General features: G+C 55.0%; 16 protein-coding genes and 1 riboswitch. Of the genes, 9 read left to right on the plus strand and 7 right to left on the minus strand.

The genetic code is table 11. The features are described from left to right. Positions 1 to 35: 35 nt before the first annotated feature. Positions 36 to 2024: a methyl-accepting chemotaxis protein gene (locus tag AC3WJN_RS05150; RefSeq protein ID WP_007777295.1), complete on the minus strand. Its 1989-nt coding sequence runs from the start codon at positions 2022 to 2024 to the stop codon at positions 36 to 38. Positions 2025 to 2143: 119 nt separating this feature from the next. Beyond that, positions 2144 to 3862 carry a gamma-glutamyltransferase gene (ggt, locus tag AC3WJN_RS05155; RefSeq protein ID WP_007777292.1) on the minus strand — a complete coding sequence of 573 codons (1719 nt, stop codon included), beginning with the start codon at positions 3860 to 3862 and terminating at the stop codon, positions 2144 to 2146. A 185-nt stretch (positions 3863 to 4047) separates the two neighbouring features. After that, positions 4048 to 4136, minus strand: a riboswitch (cyclic di-GMP riboswitch). A 222-nt stretch (positions 4137 to 4358) separates the two neighbouring features. Between ggt and AC3WJN_RS05160 the strand changes: the two genes are divergently transcribed. The 4 genes from AC3WJN_RS05160 to AC3WJN_RS05175 all read left to right on the plus strand — a co-directional run bounded on the left by AC3WJN_RS05160 (position 4359) and on the right by AC3WJN_RS05175 (position 8547). Next, the gene (locus tag AC3WJN_RS05160; RefSeq protein ID WP_005830323.1) at positions 4359 to 4976 is read left to right on the plus strand and encodes an SET domain-containing protein; all 618 of its coding nucleotides are present in this window, start codon (positions 4359 to 4361) and stop codon (positions 4974 to 4976) included. 84 nt (positions 4977 to 5060) lie between these two features. Beyond that, positions 5061 to 6728: a glutamine--tRNA ligase/YqeY domain fusion protein gene (locus AC3WJN_RS05165; protein ID WP_035316699.1), complete on the plus strand. Its 1668-nt coding sequence runs from the start codon at positions 5061 to 5063 to the stop codon at positions 6726 to 6728. Between the two features lie 147 nt (positions 6729 to 6875). Further along, entirely contained in the window at positions 6876 to 8210 is a 1335-nt protein-coding gene (locus AC3WJN_RS05170) for an APC family permease (protein WP_005830319.1), read from the plus strand. 43 nt (positions 8211 to 8253) lie between these two features. Further along, the gene (locus AC3WJN_RS05175; RefSeq protein WP_005830317.1) at positions 8254 to 8547 is read left to right on the plus strand and encodes an alpha/beta fold hydrolase; all 294 of its coding nucleotides are present in this window, start codon (positions 8254 to 8256) and stop codon (positions 8545 to 8547) included. 105 nt (positions 8548 to 8652) lie between these two features. On the opposite strand, the gene AC3WJN_RS05180 is transcribed toward AC3WJN_RS05175, so the two are convergent. Then, the gene (locus AC3WJN_RS05180; RefSeq protein WP_283858397.1) at positions 8653 to 9348 is read right to left on the minus strand and encodes a hypothetical protein; all 696 of its coding nucleotides are present in this window, start codon (positions 9346 to 9348) and stop codon (positions 8653 to 8655) included. A 155-nt stretch (positions 9349 to 9503) separates the two neighbouring features. Between AC3WJN_RS05180 and AC3WJN_RS05185 the strand changes: the two genes are divergently transcribed. The 4 genes from AC3WJN_RS05185 to AC3WJN_RS05200 all read left to right on the plus strand — a co-directional run bounded on the left by AC3WJN_RS05185 (position 9504) and on the right by AC3WJN_RS05200 (position 14906). Then, positions 9504 to 10247, plus strand: a complete 744-nt coding sequence (locus tag AC3WJN_RS05185; protein WP_007777280.1) for a gluconate 2-dehydrogenase subunit 3 family protein — start codon at positions 9504 to 9506, stop codon at positions 10245 to 10247. A 19-nt stretch (positions 10248 to 10266) separates the two neighbouring features. After that, complete coding sequence (locus tag AC3WJN_RS05190) at positions 10267 to 11982, plus strand: GMC family oxidoreductase (RefSeq protein ID WP_005830310.1); 1716 nt, start codon at positions 10267 to 10269, stop codon at positions 11980 to 11982. 229 nt (positions 11983 to 12211) lie between these two features. After that, positions 12212 to 13423: a trans-sulfuration enzyme family protein gene (locus tag AC3WJN_RS05195; RefSeq protein ID WP_492329227.1), complete on the plus strand. Its 1212-nt coding sequence runs from the start codon at positions 12212 to 12214 to the stop codon at positions 13421 to 13423. A 28-nt stretch (positions 13424 to 13451) separates the two neighbouring features. Further along, positions 13452 to 14906 (plus strand): sigma-54 interaction domain-containing protein, encoded by a 1455-nt coding sequence (locus tag AC3WJN_RS05200; RefSeq protein WP_005830307.1) that lies wholly within the window; start codon positions 13452 to 13454, stop codon positions 14904 to 14906. A 74-nt stretch (positions 14907 to 14980) separates the two neighbouring features. On the opposite strand, the gene AC3WJN_RS05205 is transcribed toward AC3WJN_RS05200, so the two are convergent. Beyond that, entirely contained in the window at positions 14981 to 15310 is a 330-nt protein-coding gene (locus tag AC3WJN_RS05205) for an antibiotic biosynthesis monooxygenase family protein (protein WP_005830305.1), read from the minus strand. Positions 15311 to 15469: 159 nt separating this feature from the next. Next, on the minus strand, positions 15470 to 15985 hold the full coding sequence (locus AC3WJN_RS05210; protein ID WP_007777268.1) for a stalk domain-containing protein: 516 nt from the start codon (positions 15983 to 15985) through the stop codon (positions 15470 to 15472). Positions 15986 to 16210: 225 nt separating this feature from the next. Here AC3WJN_RS05210 and AC3WJN_RS05215 point away from each other — a divergent pair, with 225 nt between their 5' ends. Further along, a complete protein-coding gene (locus AC3WJN_RS05215; RefSeq protein WP_007777264.1) occupies positions 16211 to 16897 on the plus strand; it encodes a uracil-DNA glycosylase in 687 nt (228 codons plus the stop codon). A 63-nt stretch (positions 16898 to 16960) separates the two neighbouring features. On the opposite strand, the gene AC3WJN_RS05220 is transcribed toward AC3WJN_RS05215, so the two are convergent. Together AC3WJN_RS05220 and AC3WJN_RS05225 are read right to left on the minus strand one after the other, a co-directional pair. Further along, on the minus strand, positions 16961 to 17602 hold the full coding sequence (locus AC3WJN_RS05220; RefSeq protein WP_007777260.1) for a thiamine diphosphokinase: 642 nt from the start codon (positions 17600 to 17602) through the stop codon (positions 16961 to 16963). Positions 17603 to 17616: 14 nt separating this feature from the next. After that, positions 17617 to 18042 carry a 2Fe-2S iron-sulfur cluster-binding protein gene (locus tag AC3WJN_RS05225; protein ID WP_007777259.1) on the minus strand — a complete coding sequence of 142 codons (426 nt, stop codon included), beginning with the start codon at positions 18040 to 18042 and terminating at the stop codon, positions 17617 to 17619. Positions 18043 to 18063 lie beyond the last annotated feature (21 nt).

Genomic DNA, 18063 nt, shown 5'->3' on the forward strand with positions numbered 1-18063 from the left:
AGAATCGGTCCCGACGGCTTTTAAGCATGTTCCCGCTATATTTTGAACCGGCTCACATGAGATTGCAGCTCTTCTGCGATTCTCGCCAGGGAAGCAGCAGAGGAGTTCACTTCCTCCATGGCGGCCAGTTGTTCCTCAGTGGCGGCTGACACGCTCTGGGTTCCGTCTGCCGAGCTTTCAGCGACCTGTTCAATGACGCTGACCAATTCGACGACCTTCTCGGTTCCGGCAGACATTTGTTCGGAATATAGCTTCACTTCCTGGATTTGGCTCGCTACTTGTGCGACTGCATCCTGAATCTGCTCAAACGATTTTCCGGCGTTGTTTACGACCGTCAAGCCAAGCGCGACTTCCTTGGTGCCTTGCTCCATCGACAGCACAGCCTGATTGGATTCCAGTTGAATGGCGGTAATCAGCTCTTTAATCTGCTGCGCCGATTGGGCGGACTGCTCGGCCAATTTGCGTACTTCGTCTGCCACCACCGCGAAACCGCGGCCTTGCTCGCCCGCTCTGGCGGCTTCGATGGCGGCGTTTAGCGCGAGCAGGTTCGTTTGCTCCGCGATCGCCGTGATGACCTGCACGATTTGCCCGATTTCCTGCGAGCTGTTTCCCAGCCGTTTGACGATATCCGCAATGTTGCTGACCGTATTTTCAATGGACTGCATCTGGCTGATGACGACCTGCAGCGCCTCGTTGCCTTCCACGGCGATCCGGGAAGCGCTCATGGCCGATTCGTCCGCGTACTGGGCATTCGCCGCTACTTGCTGCGCCCCTTGTGACACCCCTTGCATGGCGTGCACGCTGTCTTCTACGCTCCTCACCTGTTTTTCCGCGCCGTAGGCCACTTCCTGAATCGTAATCGCAATTTGTTCCGTCGCCTTGCTGGTATGTTCCGCATTCACCGACAGCTCTTCTGCGGAAGAGGCGAGATCGGTAGCTGTGTCGTTGACCTGTTGAATGATCGTGCGCAAGTTGTGCACCATTGTGTTTACCGACTGGGATAGCTGTCCGACCTCATCCTGCGAGCGGATTCGCAGAGGCTGCACGGTGAGTTCGCCTTCGGAAATGCGGTTCGCCACAGAGGCCACATCCACAATCGGACGGGTGATCTGGCGCGAGATCGCATACGCGATGGCGATGACTACAGCAACTACGCCAAAAACGATCAGCATGACGTTGTTGCTGACGGAAGAAACGGCGGCCGTGATAGATTCGACCGGAATGTGCAAGTACAGGCCAAAGTTCGTTTTCGAAATCGGCGAGTATGTGACGACGTATTCCTTGCCTTGGTCGGAGTAGCTGTAGGAGCCTTTCTCGGCTTTGTCCGCTTGCAAAATGTCGACCAAAGGCTGGGGCAGAGCCGATTCCGCAAGCGGCTTTCCGATCAGCTCCTGGTTGGGGTGGTATTGAATCTGGTGCTTGTTGTCCACCAGAATCGGGTAACCGTCGCTGCCGACGTTCAGATTGGCCAGAAACGTCGCGGCGAACTCGTCCACGTTGACAAGCCCGGTCAGGACGCCGAGCGCCTCCTTGTTTTTGCCGGTGACGGGAGCAGCGACGATGATCGAACGGTTGCCCGTTGTTTTGGCGACCAGGACATCGGAGTAGCTCGGTTTGCCCTGCATGCCGTCCTTGAAAAATTGCCGCTCGCCAAGGTCGATCCCGACGCTTTTCGGGAACGTATCGGCGGATACTTTTCCGTCGCTGCCGATAAACGTATTGCCGTCGTACAGCTTCATTTCTTCGGTAAACTTGCGGATGAACTCGTTTTTCGCCGCCGCGTCAGCCGATTGAATATCAGAGGTGCGGGCCAACACCTGAATTTCGGTCATGCGCCGGTCCAAATATTGATCCATCGCCATCGCGGTACTGGAGGTCAGGTCGACATACGACGCTTTTTGCTTGTCGATCAGGATGGATGAAAAGCTGTTCGTAATAAACAGCGAAACGACGGCCAGAGGAATGACTGCAACGGTGAGAAACCAGAGAATCATTTTGTTCCTCAGCTTTTTGAACAAAAACATAGGCTTTTCCACTCCTAAATTCGTGCTTGGCAATTTCTTTCTGTCTTGCGTAGAACGCTGCCTGCCCGAAAGAAATGCACAGTCAGACTGCCGAGAAGACTCAGCAGCCTGACGAGCGATTAATATCCCATTGCCGCGCCTTCCCCGCGAGGGTCAGCGCCGCCAAACTTCACATTCGTTTGCGGATCAATCAAGATCGCGCCGGACTGGCCCATCGCATCGGTGTAGGCTGCTTCCAGCTTTTCGACCGGATGGCCGCGCTTCACCAGCTCGTCCAGAACGTCCTGCGGAATCCGGCTTTCGACTTTCAGGTTGTTGGAGGCAGAGCCCCAGTTGCGGCCGTGCAGCCATCTTGGCGCTTCAATCGCGTCCTGCACGCTGAAGCCGAAGTCGACGATGCGCGTGACGAGCGCCGCCTGCGTTTGCGGCTGGCCTTCGCCGCCTTGTGTTCCGTAGAGCAGGTAAGGCTTGTCTCCTTTAAAGAGCATCGCCGGGTTGATCGTGTGGAAGGTGCGTTTGCCCGGTTCCAGGTGATTGATGTGTTTCGGGTCCAGAGAGAAGTAGCTGCCGCGGTTTTGCAACAGGACGCCCGTGTCTTTCGCGACGATGCCGGAACCCCAGTCAAAGTAGTGGCTCTGGATGATCGACACGGCATTGCCGTCCTTGTCCACGACGCCAAACCACGTAGTATCGCCTTTTGGATCGAGCGGCTCGACCGCTTTTGCCGCTTGCTTCATGTCAATGCGCGCTGCCAGTTCTTTTCCGTGCTGCTTGGACAACAGCTCGTCCACAGGAATATCCACGAATGCCGGGTCAGTCAGCCATTTGTCACGGTCGGCAAAAGCTTGTTTGGTCGCTTCGACGATCGTGTGGTAGTAATCCGGCGTACCTTCGCCCATGCTCTTGAGGTCAAAGTTGTTCAGCACGTTCAAAATCGAGAGCGAGGCCATGCCCTGGGAGTTGGGCGGCACGTTGTACGCCTTGTAGCCGCGATAGTCTACCGTAATCGGCTCCGCCCAGGTGGAGGTATGCTTCTCGAAGTCTTTCAGCGTGAGCAGCCCGCCGTTTTTTTGCAGGTCGGCGACGATTTTTTGCGCGACTTCGCCTTTGTAAAATCCGTCGGCGCCTTTTTGGGCAATGATTCGCAACGTTTTGGCAAGGTCCTTTTGCTTGAGAATTTCGCCTGCGGCATACGGCTCTCCGTTCGGCTTCAGGAACGTTTTGCGGAAGCCCTCGAAGCGCTGGAGATTTTTCAGCTCGTTGTCAGTCGGGTCTGTTGCGTACTTGGTCCAGTAAACCTGGTTGGGCGAGACGGGATAGCCGTTTTCGGCGTACCCGATCGCAGGCTCCAGCAGCTTGTGCCAAGGCAGCTTGCTGTTGCCCATGCTTTTGTGCGCATAGTTGTAGGCTTCCCACCAGCCGGAAACAACGCCGGGAACCGTGTTGGCAGACTCATAGCCGCGGGAAGGAATTTTGTCGTAGCCTTTGCTTTTGTAGTATTCGATGGTTGCCTTTTCGCCAGCTCGTCCGCTGCCGTTCAATGCTTTCAGCTCTTTTGTTTTGGCGTTGTAAATGAGCCAGAAGTTATCCCCGCCAATGGTCGTGTAGTGCGGATAGACGACGGCGAGGGTAGAGGCGGCGGTAATCGCGGCGTCTACTGCGTTTCCGCCGTCTTCCAACGTTTTCAGGGCTGCGGCTGTAGCCAGATAGTGAGGTGTTGTGACCATGGCATTTGGCGACATTGATGTTGGACGATTGGCAGCTTGGACCGGAGCGAATGTTGTCAGGCCGATAGCGGCGGTCAATGCGACGGCAGAAAGTTTTTTCCAAAGTGACATCTCATGAAGCCTCCTTGTATTTTCGTGAAAAGGTTCCAACAATCCGACAGCTTTTCGCAGCCTCACCTCCTTGACCGGGACAGACAGAAAATTCCTCATACCTACAAAAATGGACAAAAACAGACAATGAGTGCGCAAAAAAAGACCAATGATATAGGATCATTGGTCTTGTCCTACATCAATATTTCGGTAGCTGGCTGGCATGCCCGCTCGTGCGGAGGTAGCCCCTCTAGCTTTGCGTCGCCGGATTTCCCCGGGTTTGCCGTTTCGATATCAATGAAAAATTAATGCAAATGTTGCAGGTAAAATTTCCTAAACCTGTTTGTCAATAATATAGACGATTTGTCGATTGGGGTAAATAAGGAAATTTCTTTTTATCTAGAAAAAAGGAAGCATCAGGGAAATACGCGTTTTTCACCGACATTCACACACCTCTGTTGGCCGAACTGCTTATGATGATAAAAAGGCACATTTGCCAAGGAGTGAAACAACGACCATGATGCATCCCGATACAGAGCTTCGCTATATCAACGACGAGATCGGGTACGGTGTGTTTGCGACAAAGCTCATTCCCAAAGGCACGATTGTCTGGGTCCAGGATGATCTCGATCAGGTATTAGACCCGGCATTTGTGGAAAAACTGGATCCATTAAGAAAACAGGACGTGCAAAAATATTCGTTCAAAAATCAGTTCGGCAAATACATCTTGTGCTGGGATAAGGCCCGGTTTGTCAACCACAGCTTCCATGCGACCTGTGTGGCGACGATGTACGATCTGGAACTGGCGGCGCGGGACATTTTGCCGGGCGAGGAACTGACCGATGATTACGGAACGCTGAACTTGGATGAACCGTTTGACTGCTTGCCGGAGCCGGGCACGAGCCGTTCAAGGGTGATGCCTGACGACTTGCTGCGCTACTATCGCCAATGGGATGAGATCGCAGCCGCCGCCTTCGAGCGGTTCAATCAGGTTGAACAGCCGCTGCTCCACCTCGTAAGACCTAAGCATTTGCAAACCATTCGCGGCATTACCGAACAGCAGCGGTCGCTCGACTCGATCATTTCGCTGTACTGCCAGCCGCAATCGCGATGGCCAAAAGAGCAGGAGTGGTAGACGCAGCGGGCCGGACAACGGCCCGATTTTGTTGAACTCTGGGAAGAGAATCAGTATTATGGAATGTAAAGGTGAAGTGAAAGGTTGATTTCATTGGAAAACAAGGTAGCGTCATCCAATTTTATCCGCAATATCGTGATTGACGACCTGCAAGCAGGCAAGGTCAAGGAAGTCATTACCCGCTTTCCGCCGGAGCCGAACGGGTATCTTCATATTGGACATGCAAAAGCCATCTGCCTGAATTTTGAACTGGCAAGCGAATTTAATGGCAAGGCTCACCTCCGTTTTGACGATACCAATCCGGTGAAAGAAGACACTGAGTACGTGGAAGCGATCAAAACAGACGTCAAATGGCTTGGCTTTGAATGGGACGGGCTGTTTTTTGCATCGGATTACTTTGAAGAGATGTACAAGCGTGCGGTGCTGTTGATTCAAAAAGGCAAAGCCTACGTGGACGATCTGTCTGCCGAAGAGATGCGCAAGCTGCGCGGAACGTTGACGGAGCCGGGCGTAGACAGTCCGTACCGCAACCGTTCTGTGGAGGAAAACCTCGACCTGTTCGAGCGCATGCGCAACGGAGAGTTCAAGGACGGGGAAAAAGTGCTGCGTGCCAAAATCGACATGTCCTCCCCGAACATCAACATGCGCGATCCGGTTTTGTACCGCATTTCCCATACGACCCACCACAACACGGGAGACAAATGGTGCATTTACCCGATGTACGACTACGCGCACCCGCTGGAGGATGCGATTGAAGGCGTGACCCACTCGCTCTGCTCGCTCGAATTTGAAGACCATCGTCCGCTGTACGACTGGGTCATCAGCGAGTGCGAGATGGAGCACGTTCCGCGCCAGTACGAGTTTGCCCGCCTGAACCTGACCAACACGGTCATGAGCAAGCGCAAGCTGAAACAGCTCGTAGACGAAAACGTCGTCGATGGCTGGGACGATCCGCGCATGCCGACCATTGCAGGCTTCCGCCGTCGCGGCTTTACGCCGGAAGCGATTCGCACGTTTGCCCGTGAAGTCGGGGTAGCGCGCAGCAATAGTACAGTCGACGCGAAAATGCTGGAGCATTTCATCCGCGAGGACTTGAAGCTGAAAGCACCGCGCACGATGGCTGTTTTGAATCCGCTGAAAGTCGTCATCACGAACTATCCGGAAGGCCAGGTCGAGATGCTCGAAGCGGAAATCAACCCGGAAAATCCGGAGATGGGCAATCGTCAAATTCCGTTCTCCCGCGAAATCTACATCGAGCAGGACGACTTCATGGAAAACCCGCCAAGCAAGTATTTCCGCCTGTTCCCGGGAAATGAAGTCCGTCTCAAGCACGCCTACTTCATCAAATGCAACGACGTGGTGAAGGACGCGGATGGCAATGTCATCGAGCTGCACTGCACCTACGACCCGGAGACGAAGAGCGGAAGCGGGTTTACAGGACGCAAGGTAAAAGGGACCATCCACTGGGTAGATGCGAGCCAGGCAGTACCTGCCGAGTTCCGTTTGTACGAGCCGCTGATTCTCGACGATGAGGACACGGAAGGAAGCTTCCTGGACAACATCAACCCGAACTCGCTGGAAGTGTTGAACGGATTCGTCGAGCCGAACATGAAAGACACGAAGGCGCAGGACAAATACCAGTTTTTCCGCCACGGATACTTCAACGTCGATCCGAAGCATACGACGCCGGACAAGCTGGTCTTTAACCGGATCGTTTCGCTGAAAAGCTCGTTCGAACTGCCAAAAGCGTAGTACAGGCGCAGGCTGTGACAAACACAAAAACGCTGTTGCGGCATGGGAAAACCGTGTGCAACAGCGTTTTTTCATCAGGCAAGGCGTGGAACTTTTCTCATTCGCGTGTATAATTATTCGTGGTGCACCAGAGAAGGAGGACAGGCAGTGAATGGGGGAGCAGAGCTTACACGCAGCTTGAAGCTGTGGCATATCGTCGTAATTGGCCTGGGGTACATGGCTCCGATGGCCGTCTTTGACACTTTTGGCATTGTGGCCGAGGAAACCGGTGGACACGTTCCTGCTGCCTACGCAGTGACGCTGCTCGCCATCCTGTTTACCGCCGCGAGCTACGGGAAAATGGTCCGCGCGTTCCCGTCGGCAGGGACCGCGTACACGTACACGCAGCAAACGATCCATCCGTATGCGGGATTTTTGGTCGGATGGGCGTCGCTGCTCGATTATTTGTTTTTGCCCATGATTAACGCCCTGCTGACAGGGGTGTATTTATCGTCCGTCTTCCCCGAGGTGCCGACCAGGTGGTGGATTATCGGATTTATCGCACTGATTACATTATTGAATGTGTTCCGGGTCACCGTGACGGCTTCTGTCAACTCGTTTCTCGTGCTGTTTCAAATCGCCTTTGTCATTTTGTTCGCGGGGTTGTCCATTCGCAGTCTGGTTCAGGGAGAGGGGCTTGGGCACGTATTCAACATCCAGCCGTTCTTCTCGCCCGATCTGTCCGTAGTCGCGTTACTGTCGGGCGCCTCGATTCTTTGCTTTTCCTTTTTGGGCTTCGATGCCGTGACCACGCTGACCGAGGAAACGGTCGAGGCCAAAAAGACGATTCCCCGGGGGATTTTGCTGGTCGCGCTGGCAGGGGGAGCGCTGTTCATTACCGCTTCGTACTTTATGCAATCGTTGTTTCCTGATGTTTCTGTATTGTCTGACCCCGAAGCGGCCTCCGCGGAAATCGCGCTGTTTATCGGCGGCTCCGTGTTTCAGCTACTGTTTTTGGCGGCAGCGCTGTCTTCTACGCTCGCCTCCGGGCTTGTGTCGGTGACCAGCGTCACGCGGCTTTTGTACGCGATGGGGCGGGACGGCTATTTGCCGCGAAAATGGTTTGGCTATGTGCATCCGAAGCTGAAAACGCCTTTGCTCAACGTCCTTTTGGTCGGGACGCTGATGCTGTCCGCGCTCTACCTGGACCTGTTGACCGCGACGTCGTTCATCAACTTCGGGGCGCTGATCGCCTTCAGCTTTGTCAACCTGAGTGTCATCGCCTACTATCTCAGGCTCAAGCAGGAAAGGCGCATGGCCGATTGGTGGGGCTATCTGCTGGCGCCGCTGATCGGGACCGCTTTTATCGCGTTTTTATGGATCAGTCTTGATATCAAGTCGATGATGCTCGGACTGTTGTGGACGTTTGTCGGCCTTGTTTATTTGTTTTATTTGGTCAAAATCAAGGGAGCCAGGCTGGAGCTGGTGAAATTCGATGAGTAGCAGCTTCACAGACGAAAGCGGGGATGAAAGGAGCGCGGGCAAAATGAAGAGGGGAACCGGAGCGAGTGTAGTGCGGACAAGCCGCATCCCGATCGCGGGAGGGGAGCTGGAATACAGCGTAACAGGCAGAGCGGATGCCCCTGTGCTGTTGCTGCTCGCCGATGAAACGAAGCTGCCTGATGAAGCGCAGCGGACCTTTTGCCGGGAAGCCGCTGTCCGTTATCAGCATGCCGTACCGCAGGCAAAAGTGAGGACGATACCGGATTCGCTTCATTTGCTGATGGTGACTCATCCACAGGAGACGGTGAAGGCCATCGATGAATTTTTGCATAGCTAAAGGGAAAGGGACAAGCGCGCGCTGCTTGTCCCTTTTTGTCTTGACCAATGGCTTGACGCAGCCATGTTTTCTCATGAACTGGCCGGTCAGCGCTTGCCGGTCTGTCTATCGCTTCGCCTCGCGGAAGAGCCTGTCCAGCTCGTCCGCCATTTTTTTGTCCCGGTTGTTGTCTCGCAAATGTTTTTTCACTTTTTCCAGCGAGTCGATCCCTTTTTTCGAGTTGACCGTCCAGACTTTCGCATCGGTGCCGTACAGGCGCTCTACGACGGTGCGCGCTTGCGTAAACAAAGCGTTCCGATCGCTGGTGCCCAGCACGCCTGTCGTGTTGGTTCTCGCCTTCGCCCCTGCGATGCCGTTCGCCGTATCGTTGCCTCTGCTGCTGCTGCCCGCATAGCTGCTCAGCAGGTGGGACTGCATCGGGTCCATCGAATTGATCGAAGCCTGGTTGGCGGTCGTCGGCGCAAGAAAAATAGCATCGCCGACGATCAATGCCTGGATGCCGTGAACTCCGGCTGCGCCGAGCTGTGCTTCCAGCTTGGTCGAGGGGCCGCCGCTGTGCAGATGCGAGCTGCCGATGGAGCTGTACACGCCGTTGCCCATTCCGCTGAAAGTCGTGCCGTGAGAGTTGGTTGTCAGCTTTTTGTCGCGGTCTACGCTGGGAATGACCGTCTCGTCCGCTCTGTCCGGATGTACGGTATGTGTCCGGGCCGGTTCTTGCGGCGCAGCCTGGTTGTTGCAGGCCGAAAGCAGAAGCGCGATGCCCAATCCGGTGCTGCCCACCCATGTTCCTAAGCGTTTCATCGTAATCCCTCCAACTGTTGCTATATAGGTAACCATATCCTTTGTTTGCCTCTGGAAACTATGTGTGGAGCATGTTGGGAAAATTTCCGGGAAATGCGTTTAGCCTGTCGAAAAAATGCGCAAACCAAGGGAAGAGACAACTGGAGGTGGTAGATTTGGCAGAATCAAACAACAGGCATGAGCAGCCAGTGTCGCGTCGGCACTTTTTGAAAAACACTGGTCTGGTGCTCGGTGGTCTGGTTGTCGGGGGAGTGGCAGGAAGCCTGCTCCGCAAGCCGGAAGCACCACCGCAACCGGGAGCGACACCGGCTCCTGCTGCCGATTATAATCAGGCGCTGATGTATTTCAGTCCGGAGCAGTTCAAGGTAGTGGACGCCGCATGCGAGCGAATTTTCCCCGAAGACGAGCTAGGCCCGGGGGCAAAAGCGTTGGGCGCGGCTTACTTCATCGACCACCAGTTGGCGGGCGATTGGGGGTTCAACTCGCGCGAATACATGCAAGGTCCGTTTTATCCGGGGGAAGTGACCCAGGGCTATCAGGGCAGGCTGAAGCGGCGGGAAATATTCGACATCGGAATTCAGGAGCTGAACAACTACAGCCAGTCTACACATGGCAAACGCTTTTACGAGATCACGCCTGAGCAGCAGGACGCCGTGCTGAAGGCGTTTGAGACAGACGAGGTGAAGCTGACCACGATCTCGGCCAGCGCTTTCTTCAAAATGCTGCGCGCCAGCACAATCGAAGGGATCTACGCTGACCCGCTGTACGGCGGCAATAAAAATATGGATGGCTGGAGATTAAAAAATTACCCAGGTAATCAGATGACCTATACACAGGTGATCGAGCAAGACAAATTCGTGAAGATGGAGCCCTTGAGTTTGCGGGATCATCAACACTGACAACACGGGGTGAAACAACATGGCCAAAAAATTGCCCAAAGTGGATGTCGTCATCGTGGGTGTAGGCTGGGGCGGAGGGATTATCGCCTCGGAGCTGACGAGGCAGGGGCTGACAGTCGTTGGACTGGAGCGAGGCAAAGAGCGGAAAACAGAAGATTACTTCATGGTACACGACGAACTGCGCTACGCGCTCCGCTATGAAATGATGCAGGACTTGTCCAAGGAAACGATCACCTTCCGCAGCAACACCAACGTTCGCGCGCTCCCCATGCGCTCGTACGGCTCTTTTTTGCTGGGAACGGGGCTGGGCGGATCGGGCGTTCACTGGAATGGCCACACGTTCCGGTTTTTGCCGTACGATTTTGAGATACGCAGCAAGACGGTCGAACGCTATGGCGAAAAGAAAATTCCCGAGGGCATGACGATTCAGGACTGGGGCATCACGTACGATCAACTGGAACCTTACTTTGACAAATTCGAGCGAATGGCGGGCATTTCGGGAGCAGAAAATCCGCTCGGGGGCAAACGTTCCCAGCCGTACCCGACGCCGCCGATGAAAACGACGCCGAGCATGAAGCTGTTTGAGGAAGCGGCGAAAAAGCTGAATTTGCATCCGTATCCGCTCCCGTCCGCGAACCTGTCGGAAGCGTACACCAATCCAGACGGTATTTCCCGGGCCGCCTGTCAATATTGCGGCTTTTGCGAGCGGTTTGGTTGTGAATACGGCGCGAAGGCAGACCCGGTTGTCACGGTCATTCCCGTGGCGAAGAAGACCGGGAAGTTCGAAATCCGCACGCATTCCCACGTGCGCCGCATTTTACATACGGGCAACAAAGCGACAGGCGTGCTGTACACGGATGTGACGACGGGCGAGGAAATCGAGCAGCCAGCCGATATCGTGGTGCTGACCAGCTACGTATTCAACAATGCCCGCTTGCTGCTGATGTCCAAGCTGGGCAGACCGTACGACCCGAATACAGGCAAGGGCGTCATCGGGAAAAACTACTGCTATCAGGTCATGCGCGGCGGAGCGACAGGCTTTTTCGAGGACAAAGAGTTCAACAACTACGCTGGCGCCGGCTCGCTCGGTATGGTGCTCGACGATTACAACGGCGACAATTTTGACCATTCCAGCCTGAACTTCATTCACGGTGCCAACATCAGCGTCTCCCAGTACGGCCAGCGCCCGATCGCCAACAACACGGTTCCGGAAGGCACGCCGAGCTGGGGCAAGGAGTTCAAGGCCGCTTCAATCAAATACGCGAACCGCACGGTCAACGTCGGGGCGCAGGGAGCTTCCATGCCGTTCCGCCATCATTTCCTCGATCTCGACCCGACGTACAAAGACGCCTTTGGCGATCCGCTGATGCGGATTACATTTGACTTCGAGGAACAGGACAGGCAGTTGGCCGCCTTTTTGTCCGAGAAATGCGGGGAAATTGCCAGGGAAATGGGCGCCAGCAAAGTGGAGGTGCGCGGCAAACTGGGGCCTTACGATATTACCCCGTACCAATCGACGCACAATACAGGCGGGGTCATCATGGGGGCATCGCCGGAAACTTCTGCGGTCAACAACTACTTGCAAATGTGGGACGCGGAAAACGTGTTCGTCGTCGGCGCTTCCGCCTTTGCGCACAACAGCGGCTACAACCCGACAGGCACGATGGGGGCGCTCTCGTACCGCGCTGCAGAAGGAATTTTGAAGTACCACAAGAGCGGCGGCATCCTCGTCTAAGCCGTTTTTTTGCCCGTGCAAAACTTCATTGTCAGCTTTGCAAAAAGCCGTTAGTGTATCTGACGGCTTTTTCTCGTTCGAGGCCAAACTTTTTTTGCGAAAATGCGAAAACACCCCGCCGTGAGCAGCGGAAAAGGGCGGTTTGATGCGCTTTTTTCGTTGGCACGCTCCTTGCTACTACCATTCGCCAAAGGATGATCGAGAGGATCGCGAAAAAGGAGAGACGATGATGAAGACAAACGACTGGAAGCTAGACACCGCGATTATTCACACTGCTCAGGAGCCTTGCCGAAAGACTGGGGCGGTCGCGGCTGCTGTCGTGCCTGCGGTAGCCTACGCGTTTCCGGACGCGGATTCCGCTGCTGCCTGCGTGGCCGGAGAGCGGGCAGGGACGTACTACGGTCGGTACGGCAACCCGACGATTGAGACGCTGGAGCAAAAAATCGCCGCGTTGGAAAACGGCGAGGCCGCTTTGGGCGTATCGAGCGGCATGGCGGCCATTTCCGGGGCGCTGCTCGCTTTTTTGCAGCAGGGCGACCATGTGGTGTGTACACGGGACGTTTACGGCGGGAGCTACAAATTTCTGACGACGATGGCCCCGCGCTACGGGATCGCCGCCGATTTCGTCGATTGCACCGATTTGCAGGCGGTAGAGCGTTCGCTGCGCCCGAATACCCGCGTGCTCTACATCGAAACGCCATCCAATCCGTGCCTGACCGTGCTGGATATCGCCGCGCTGTCCCGTCTGGCCCACGCGCGGGGGATTGTCGTGATCGTGGACAATACGTTCATGACCCCGTACCTTCAGCGGCCTCTGGAATTGGGCGCTGACGTCGTCGTGCACAGCGCGACCAAATATTTGAACGGACACGGGGACGTCATTGCCGGGTTTATCGTCGGGAAACAAGAGCAGATTCAGTTCATGCGCAAACACATTATGGGCGACCTGGGACAAAACTTGAACGCCTGGGATGCTTTTCTGATTTTGCGCGGCTTGAAGACGCTCGGCTTGCGCGTTCGCCAGCATTGCCACAACGCCCAGGCTGTCGCGGAATATTTGGCGCAGCACCCGGCGATTTCCCGCGTCTACTACCCCGGCCTTGCGTCTCATCCGCAACACGAGCTGGCGCAACGCCAGATGGCGGGAATGGGCGGAATCGTCTCGTTTGAGGTCAAGGGAGGGTACGACGCGGCCAAATCTTTCATTAACGCGCTGCGTCTGGGTATGATATCGTTTAGCTTAGGAGATCCCGAAACGCTTGTCCAGCATCCCGCCTCGATGACGCATGCTTCTGTTCCCGTTGCGGACCGTCTTGCCTTCAACATCACGGACGGTTTGATTCGCCTGTCTACCGGGTTGGAGGATGCGCGCGACATTATTGCTGATCTAAAGCAGGCGCTTTCCCGCGTGCCTGCGGCGGATGCTGCGGGCAGAGGGTAAGGAACGCAACTTGGCAGGAGGGCCGCTCATGACCGAATTTTCCCGGATAGAGGAGTTCATTCAATCATACGCAGACAATATCGCCAAAGTGCTCGGGCTGGATGTCACGATCCTCGACGAGCAGGGGATACGGGTGAGCGGCACGGGCTACTATTCGGATCTGATTGGCTTGCCTGCGCCGGAAGGATCGTTTTTCCGGATGATTTTGCAGACCGGACAGCCGGGCATGATTTTTGACATGAAAAAGAACGACTCGCAGTGTATGAACTGCAAGTTTTTGCCGCAATGCCGGGAGCTGGCGACAATCGGTTTTCCGGTACACAAGCGGGAAAAGACGGTCGGCGTGATCGGCATTATCGGGTTTTCCCCCGAGCAAAAGGAAAAGATGCTGCACCATTCGGAAAAATGGATGCCTTTTTTGCAGCATACGAGCGCACTGATCGAGCACAAGCTGCTGGAACTGGACGCGGAGCGGGAAAAGGGCTGCAACATTCAGGAGGAAATGCCCCAGGCAGCGGTCAGCCCGGTGTACTTCGCCCAGCTCATCGGCGCTGATACGGGGTTGCGCGATGTGATCGCCAAGGCGAAAAAAGTGGCAAACAGCATCTCTACGGTGTTGCTCAGAGGGGAGAGCGGAACGGGGAAAGAGTTGCTGGCAAAGGCGATCCACAGCGAGAGCCAGCGAGCCAGACAGCCGTTTGTCGCCATCAACTGCGCGGCGATTCCCGAGACGTTGCTGGAAAGCGAGCTGTTCGGCTACGAAGGCGGGGCGTTCACAGGCTCGCGGCGCGAAGGCAAGCCGGGCAAATTCGAGTTGGCGCACAAAGGCACGATTTTTCTCGATGAAGTAGGCGATATCCCGTTGTCGTTGCAGCCGAAGCTGCTGCGCGTCCTCCAGGAAAAAACGGTCGACCGGGTCGGCGGCGTCAAGACGCTGGAGGTGGACGTCCGGGTCATTGCGGCTACGCACAAAGATTTGGAGAGCATGGTCAGAGAGGGGACGTTCCGCGAAGATTTGTACTACCGGCTGAACGTCATTCCGCTTCGCCTGAAGCCGCTGCGCGAACGGCGCGAGGACATCCCGCTTTACTTGCAGCATTTTTTGTATCGGTACGGGACGATTTTGCAAAAAGGCAGGCTGGAACTGGACGCCGGACTTGCCAGGCGGCTTGTCGCGTACGATTGGCCGGGAAACATCCGCCAGTTGGAAAATGCCGTGGAATACATGGTCAACATGGCAGAGGGGCCGACGATTGGCGATGCGGAGTTGCCGGAGTACTTGCTCACAGGCGAGGAGACGGTGGACGCTGAAAAGGCGGGAGCGGGGCTGGAGCAGTTGCTGGCTGATTACGAGCGCGCCATTTTGCAAAAGCATCTGGCGGACGAAAGGCATAGCAAGGACAAGGCGGCAATCGCCAGCGAGCTGCAAATCAGCCTCTCTACGTTGTATCGGAAAATGGAAAAGTACGGCCTTGAATTGTAAAAAACCAGCCGCTGTTTCGAACGGGCTTGAACTGCGCCGCGAAACAGGGCTGGTTTTGTGCGATCAGGCAAAAGCTAGACTTGCGGTTGGCGAGGGTGTTTGCTTGCTTTCAGCTCATAATGACCGCTTTTGGAGCTGATGATGTACTCTGGCCGTTTTTGTTCCCGCGCTTTGCGGTGGCCTTCGAGATGAGGCTCGCTCAGCTCCCACTGCTTCCACGCTTCTTTCGATTCCCAGCGGATCATGACGACCACTTCTTCTTCGCCTTTGCGCGGCTTTTGCACGAAAATGCTCAAATCTACAAAGCCCGGAGCTTCTTCCACCACGCCTGGCTCTCCGAAGCCTTTTACGATTGCATCGGCGTACCCTTCCTGAACAACGATCGTCTTGATTTCGACCATCATGAGCAAAAACACCCTTCCCCTATTGAATGTTGTCTTTTCTCATCGTAGGGAGATGGATTCTCAAAGTCAATCGGAAGTTGTCCAGTTACTGGAAGTAAAAGAGGACAGCGGCTCCCCTAAATGCCGCTGTCCTCTTGGGTATATAGGAATAAGTGCTGCTTACAGCAAAGACTTCACTTCTCCAGTGTTCGGGTTGACCACGAACCAGCCGTATGTGCTGGTGTAGCTGTCTCCGGACTGGAAGTTGTTCACGACGGTTTGGTACACCTGAATGACGTAGTGTCCTTTTTCGTCATCGTGGTCATATTCGACTACGTGTGTAGGAGTGAGGCTGGCGGCGTATTTCTTTTTGACCAGCTCGACTGCTTCCATTTTCGAATACATTTTCGCAACCGGCAGCTTGCCGATGAAAATCGACTTGGTTTTGGCATCGTAAATGACTGGCTTGTTCAGGTTTTCTGCTACGAAGCGGATTGGCACGTACACGGAGTTTTTGTACATGATGCCCTGGACATCGCTGTTTGGCGATTTTGGCACGCCTTCAAAGTAGTAGGTAAACGGCGTTTTTGTGTCTCCTGCCACATCCGGATAGTTCGGAGCCGCAATGGCGATTCCCGAAAAGAGTGCTGAACCGACAATAATTCCCCCAAAAAATGATTTCAAGTCCCATTTCATGTCGAAAAACCTCTCCCTTTGTCTAAATCTTCCCAGAAAACATTATGTCAAAGATCATGGGAGAAAAGCTATCAAACGAGGGTAATAGGAAACATAGACTAAGAACGGGGGGAAAGATAGGACTGGCAGAGCCAGGTCCCGGGTGGGGGCAGGACGAAACGATGGTTCAGAGATTCGCCAGTCTGTGGTAAGGTAATAGAAAGAATAGCGGACAAGGTGAGGAAAATGGCAATATTGCAAAACGACTGGGCGCCGATATTGGCGGGGGAATTTGAGAAGCCGTACTATTTGAAGCTCCGCCAGATTTTGAAGGAAGAGTACCAGACGCGAACGATTTACCCGGACATGTATCATATTTTTACCGCGCTCCACCTGACGAGCTACGAGCAGGCCAAAGTAGTCATTTTGGGACAGGACCCGTACCACGGTCCGGGACAGGCACATGGTCTGAGCTTTTCCGTCAGGCCGGGCATCAAGCCGCCGCCGTCGCTCGTCAACATTTACAAGGAGCTGCAAAGCGATCTGAATTGCACCATTCCCGAGCACGGTTACTTGAGCCACTGGGCAAAGCAGGGCGTCATGATGCTGAATGCCGTGCTTACCGTGCGGGCAGGCAATCCTAATTCGCACAAGGGCATCGGCTGGGAGCAGTTTACCGATCAGATTATCCATCTGTTGAACGAGCGCGAGAAGCCGCTTGTGTTCATCCTGTGGGGAAGGCATGCGCAGGAGAAGGCCGCTTTTATTGATAAAACGAGACATTGCATCATCGCTTCGCCTCATCCAAGCCCGTTCTCGGCCAATCGCGGCTTTTTCGGCAGCCGCCCGTTTTCCCGAGCGAATGCGTTTTTGCGCTCGCAAGGAATGGAAGAGATCGATTGGCAACTGCCGCTGCACGTCGAAGAAGAATAGTCGCAAAAAAAGGATCTGCACCGTTTGGTTGTAACGGCGCAGATCCTTTTTTTCCTGTGCGGCTCAATCCTTGCTTTTGATGACGAGCAGTTGGCCTGTAGCGACGTCAATCGTTCCTGTCTGTTCCGTGAGCACGTTGCTGATGCCGAGCGTGTCGCCGATGCGCAGCGTGGCGTTTTCCAGCGGATACATGAAGCCGCGCAAAGTAATGCCGCTGACTTCCGCCGTCAAAGGCAGCAGGGAGACGTGGGCAAAATGGTCCTGCTCGATGCGGCAGTGGCTGTCGACCAGGCGAATTTCATTTCGCTCATCGACAATGCGGCAGGAAGCTTTCGCCTGCAATGCTTTGTGCAGCAGTTGGACGTTGGCGAGCGTATGATCGAAGCGCGAGCCAAGCACACCGAGCAGCACAATTTCCGCGGGCTTTTGCTGAATCGCCCAGGCGAGCGCCATTTCGGTATCGGTCAAATCCTTCATCACGGGGTCGCATGAAGAGACGTGTAGGCTGTGGCGCTCGATTTCCGCCATTTCTTCGGCTGTGACAGAGTCGAAATCGCCAATCGACAGGCGTGGCGCGAAGCCGTGGCGAACGAGGAACATTGCGCCCCGGTCGACGCCGACGAGCCAGTCGTCTGCGCGAATGTGGCGGATGGCCCAGTCACCCAGCTTCCCTCCTGCGAAAAGTAGGATGCGTGTTGGTTTCATGCTGCTGCCACCTTTTAATCCAATATCGTAGAGCGAAAAGTGCTTTGACAAGCGAGGCGATAGCCGGAGGCAAGCTTTTGGTCCAGCTTTTCCGATTCCTGCTTGGTCGGGGCATCGAGCAGAGAGGTTCCTGATACGACCAGGACACGGCACTTCCCGCAATAGCCCTGCCGGCATTTGTAGGAAAGCGGCTGCCCCTGTGCCAGTGCGGCTTGCAGCAGCGTCTGACAGGGGGCCTGTTCAACCGAAATCGTTTGGTCGTGCTGCTTGACCGTCACCTGTTTGCGCTTGATGGTAGTCTGGGGCTTGGTCTGAAGTCTGGAAAAGCTGCCAGCTCGCCTGGTTGTCTCCGGCATGTTACCGGACACAGGAGTAGGGGCTGGCGTCTGCACGGGAGAGCGTCCGGCGATAAGAGAGCCTACGGTGAGCTGTTTGCGCATAGGAACCTCCCGGGTACGTGA

This window comes from Brevibacillus sp. FW306-2-1A-C05A, from assembly GCF_058781555.1.

Excerpts from the sequence above, each read along its gene's own strand:
- AC3WJN_RS05215 (WP_007777264.1), top strand. The coding sequence starts at position 16,211 with ATGGCAATATTGCAAAACGACTGGGCGCCGATATTGGCGGGGGAATTT.
- AC3WJN_RS05150 (WP_007777295.1), bottom strand. The coding sequence starts at position 2,024 with ATGTTTTTGTTCAAAAAGCTGAGGAACAAAATGATTCTCTGGTTTCTC.
- AC3WJN_RS05225 (WP_007777259.1), bottom strand. The coding sequence starts at position 18,042 with ATGCGCAAACAGCTCACCGTAGGCTCTCTTATCGCCGGACGCTCTCCC.
- AC3WJN_RS05205 (WP_005830305.1), bottom strand. The coding sequence starts at position 15,310 with ATGATGGTCGAAATCAAGACGATCGTTGTTCAGGAAGGGTACGCCGAT.
- ggt (WP_007777292.1), bottom strand. The coding sequence starts at position 3,862 with ATGTCACTTTGGAAAAAACTTTCTGCCGTCGCATTGACCGCCGCTATC.
- AC3WJN_RS05160 (WP_005830323.1), top strand. The coding sequence starts at position 4,359 with ATGATGCATCCCGATACAGAGCTTCGCTATATCAACGACGAGATCGGG.
- AC3WJN_RS05190 (WP_005830310.1), top strand. The coding sequence starts at position 10,267 with ATGGCCAAAAAATTGCCCAAAGTGGATGTCGTCATCGTGGGTGTAGGC.
- AC3WJN_RS05175 (WP_005830317.1), top strand. The coding sequence starts at position 8,254 with ATGAAGAGGGGAACCGGAGCGAGTGTAGTGCGGACAAGCCGCATCCCG.
- AC3WJN_RS05195 (WP_492329227.1), top strand. The coding sequence starts at position 12,212 with ATGAAGACAAACGACTGGAAGCTAGACACCGCGATTATTCACACTGCT.
- AC3WJN_RS05210 (WP_007777268.1), bottom strand. The coding sequence starts at position 15,985 with ATGAAATGGGACTTGAAATCATTTTTTGGGGGAATTATTGTCGGTTCA.
- AC3WJN_RS05220 (WP_007777260.1), bottom strand. The coding sequence starts at position 17,602 with ATGAAACCAACACGCATCCTACTTTTCGCAGGAGGGAAGCTGGGTGAC.
- AC3WJN_RS05200 (WP_005830307.1), top strand. The coding sequence starts at position 13,452 with ATGACCGAATTTTCCCGGATAGAGGAGTTCATTCAATCATACGCAGAC.
- AC3WJN_RS05180 (WP_283858397.1), bottom strand. The coding sequence starts at position 9,348 with ATGAAACGCTTAGGAACATGGGTGGGCAGCACCGGATTGGGCATCGCG.